The organism is Pseudoalteromonas sp. SR43-5, from assembly GCF_014163835.1.
GTDB lineage: Bacteria > Pseudomonadota > Gammaproteobacteria > Enterobacterales > Alteromonadaceae > Pseudoalteromonas > Pseudoalteromonas distincta.
This window is the reverse complement of record NZ_JACJEA010000063.1, coordinates 1-3,406: the sequence shown is the minus strand read 5'-3', so window position 1 is coordinate 3,406 and position 3,406 is coordinate 1. Positions and strand designations below refer to the sequence as shown.

4 protein-coding genes and 1 pseudogene are annotated in these 3,406 nt (G+C 39.2%); 1 reads left to right on the top strand and 4 read right to left on the bottom strand.

Annotation, left to right across the window (positions count from 1 at the left end; all coding sequences use genetic code 11):
* Positions 1-215 precede the first annotated feature (215 nt).
* The 3 genes from H5090_RS20420 to rph are packed head-to-tail and all read right to left on the bottom strand — an operon-like array spanning position 216 to position 2,029.
* Positions 216-596, bottom strand: a complete 381-nt coding sequence (locus H5090_RS20420; RefSeq protein WP_182696613.1) for a diacylglycerol kinase — start codon at positions 594-596, stop codon at positions 216-218.
* A gap of 56 nt (positions 597-652) precedes the next feature.
* Positions 653-1,297 carry an orotate phosphoribosyltransferase gene (gene pyrE, locus H5090_RS20415; RefSeq protein ID WP_002958891.1) on the bottom strand — a complete coding sequence of 215 codons (645 nt, stop codon included), beginning with the start codon at positions 1,295-1,297 and terminating at the stop codon, positions 653-655.
* An 18-nt stretch (positions 1,298-1,315) separates the two neighbouring features.
* On the bottom strand, positions 1,316-2,029 hold the full coding sequence (rph, locus tag H5090_RS20410; protein ID WP_002958890.1) for a ribonuclease PH: 714 nt from the start codon (positions 2,027-2,029) through the stop codon (positions 1,316-1,318).
* 179 nt (positions 2,030-2,208) lie between these two features.
* On the opposite strand from rph, the gene H5090_RS20405 reads away from it, so the two are divergent.
* A complete protein-coding gene (locus tag H5090_RS20405) occupies positions 2,209-3,069 on the top strand; it encodes a YicC/YloC family endoribonuclease (protein WP_182696612.1) in 861 nt (286 codons plus the stop codon).
* A gap of 207 nt (positions 3,070-3,276) precedes the next feature.
* Here H5090_RS20405 and H5090_RS20400 read toward each other — a convergent pair.
* Positions 3,277-3,406: pseudogene (locus H5090_RS20400) on the bottom strand (elongation factor Tu); the annotation flags it as partial.

Below are 3,406 nucleotides of genomic sequence, written 5' to 3'. Positions count from 1 at the left end.
CTGAGTTGTTCGTGCCTCGCTATGCGTTGCTGTTTCCCGTCTCAGTGGGGTCGCATTATAGGGAGATCCGAAAACAGATCAACCCTTTTTTGAAGAAAACTTGAAATAATGTGCTGTTCGCTGAGAATTTGAGCTAAACACGTTAAAAATACAACATAACCATCAAATTATTAACAACTAACGGGGTTCAAACCTATTTTATATTAGAAGTAGAGTTAAACGATCTTCATATAGAGGCTTACACCCCAGATGATCAATACGATCGTTAATGAAAGTGTTACGGCTGCAGATCCCATATCTTTGGCCCTACCTGACAATACATGTAACTCTGTACTTACTCGATCTGTTAATGCTTCAATGGCGGAGTTTAGTAATTCAACTATTAATATAATAAGCAGTGAGCTAATTAGTATTGCCCAGTGTAATAGTGATGAAGCAAGCCAAAATGAAATAGGAAATAATATAAGGCTTAATAGTAGCTCTTGCCTAAATGCTGCTTCTTCTTTAAATGCTGCTTTAAAGCCAAGGTAAGAGCAATAGGTTGCTTTGAAAACACGCTTGAGGCCTAAGCCATTCGGTTTTAATATATCTTTCATTAATAAACTCTATGAATGAAGGTCAAAATAAAGCCCCGCACTGCGAGGCTTTTTATTTATGCTACGCCGTATTGATCACGGTAAGCTTTAACTGAGGCTAAATGCTCATCCATTGTGCCTTGGCTTTCAAGGTAACTGATAAGATCAGCTAATTTTACAATTGAAATCACTTTGGTATTAAAGTCACGCTCAACTTCTTGAATAGCTGATAATTCAGCTTTACCCTTTTCTTGGCGATCTAACGCAATTAAAACACCACTAAGGTCAGCACCATTTTGTGCAATGATTTCCATCGACTCACGAATCGCAGTACCTGCAGTAATTACATCGTCAACTAGCATAATTTTGCCATTGAGTTCTGAGCCTACTAATGTGCCGCCTTCACCGTGTGCTTTTTTCTCTTTACGATTAAAACAGTAAGGTACATCTTTATCATGATGATCCGCTAAGGCAACCGCTGTTGTTGTCGCTATTGGAATACCTTTGTACGCAGGACCAAATAATACATCGTACTCTATAGCAGAATCTTCGAGTGCCGATGCATAAAAGCGACCTAAACGCGCTAAGTCTCGACCAGTATTAAACAAACCAGCATTAAAAAAGTAAGGACTTGTGCGTCCAGACTTTAATGTAAACTCACCAAATTTTAACACCTGCTTCTCTAGAGCAAATTCTATAAACTCTTTTTGATAATCTTTCATATCTTGTGGCCTACCTATTTATGCTAATGCTTGCTTTTGTACGTCAATAATTTCGCGAATAGAATGTTTAGCTAAAGTAAGTAACTCATCTAGCTCATCAAACGAGAAAGGTTCGCCTTCAGCTGTACCTTGAATTTCAATAATTTTACCTGTTTCAGTTAAAATTACGTTCATATCAGTCTCTGCTGCTGAATCTTCAATGTATTCTAAATCGCTAATTGCTTGGCCTTTGTAAATACCAACTGAAATAGCTGCAATCATATGTTTAAGTGGGTTTGAATTAATCATACCTTTTGCACGCATATGTGTTAGTGCATCAACAAGTGCAACACATGCACCACTTATAGAAGCAGTACGTGTACCGCCGTCAGCTTGAATAACGTCACAGTCAATGGTAATTGTGTTTTCGCCAAGTGCTTTTAAGTCAACAGCAGCCCGAAGTGCACGTGCAATTAAGCGCTGAATTTCCATAGTACGACCGCCCTGCTTACCACGTGCAGCTTCTCGAGCATTACGCGTATGCGTTGCTCGCGGTAACATACCGTATTCAGCATTGATCCAACCTTTACCCTGACCTTTCATGAAACGAGGAACGCCCGATTCAACAGTAGCTGTACAAAGTACTTTGGTGTTACCAAACTCAACAAGTACTGAGCCTTCAGCATGCAAAGTATAATTACGTGTAAATGTAACAGGTCTAATTTGGTTAGGTGTTCTTTCGCTTGGACGCATTGACGATCCCCTTAATTCAGAATTTGCGACATTATAAGTGTATGTGGGTATAGATACCATGTTGATTTAAATAAATAGCTGTATGCAAAATATTCAGTGTATTAAATTTTCCCTAGAGCTTAAGCAGTGTTACGGTATAATCATCATAATATTGTATTTATAAATTTAGGAAAATATCCATGATCCACAGTATGACAGCTTATGCGCGTCGCGAAATAAAAGGCGATTGGGGTACTGGCACTTGGGAAGTTCGCTCAGTAAACCAGCGTTACCTTGAAACATTTATACGCGCACCAGAGCAATTTCGTGGCATGGAGCCAGTTATTCGTGAGCGTTTACGCAAACACTTACAACGCGGTAAAGTTGAGGTCTTTTTAAAGTTTGTGGCAAATCCTGCCCACGTTGGCGAGCTATCAATTAACCAAGCACTTGCTGAACAACTAATAAATAGCGCTAAATGGGTTCAACAACAAAGTAATGGCGATATTAACCCTGTTGATATATTACGTTGGCCTGGCGTTATGGAAGCACAGGAGCTTGATATGGATAGCGTTAATACAGCATTAATAGCTGGTCTTGATCAAGTAATCGAAGATTTTAAATCTGCACGTGGCGATGAAGGTGCAAACCTTGAAGAAATGATAGCAATACGCCTTGATGCAATTCTAGAGCAAGTAGAAATTGTAGAAACGCATATGCCTGAGATTGCTAAATGGCAGCGTGAAAAACTTGCTCAAAAGCTAGAAGACTTAGCAGCAAACATTGACGAGTCACGCCTTGAACAAGAACTTATTTATCTTGCTCAAAAACAAGATGTAGCTGAAGAACTAGATCGCTTAAAGTCTCACGTTAAAGAAACTAAAAAAATCCTTAAAAAAGGAGGCGCATGTGGCCGCCGCTTAGATTTTATGATGCAAGAATTTAATCGTGAAGCTAACACGCTAGCGTCTAAGTCTATCAATAGTGACATCACTACTGCAGCCGTAGAGCTAAAAGTACTAATTGAACAAATGAGAGAACAGATCCAAAATATTGAATAGTTTTCAGCTAAGTATGGCACATTCATAACTTATCAAAACCCGAGCTTAGCTCGGGTTTTTAGTAATACCACTAATGATACTTTGAGTATTGTTACCAAGTATCTTCACCTAAGGTTAAAGCGGCATCTTAAATCGTACTTTATTTTAGACATTAAAAAGCCCGAGACTAAGCTCGGGCTTTTTGGTAATAATTAGCTAGGCTAATAATTACGCTACGATAGTTGCTACAACACCAGCACCTACAGTACGACCACCTTCACGGATAGCAAAACGAAGACCTTCATCCATCGCGATTGGTGCGATTAGAGTTACTGTCATCTTGATGTTATCACCAGGC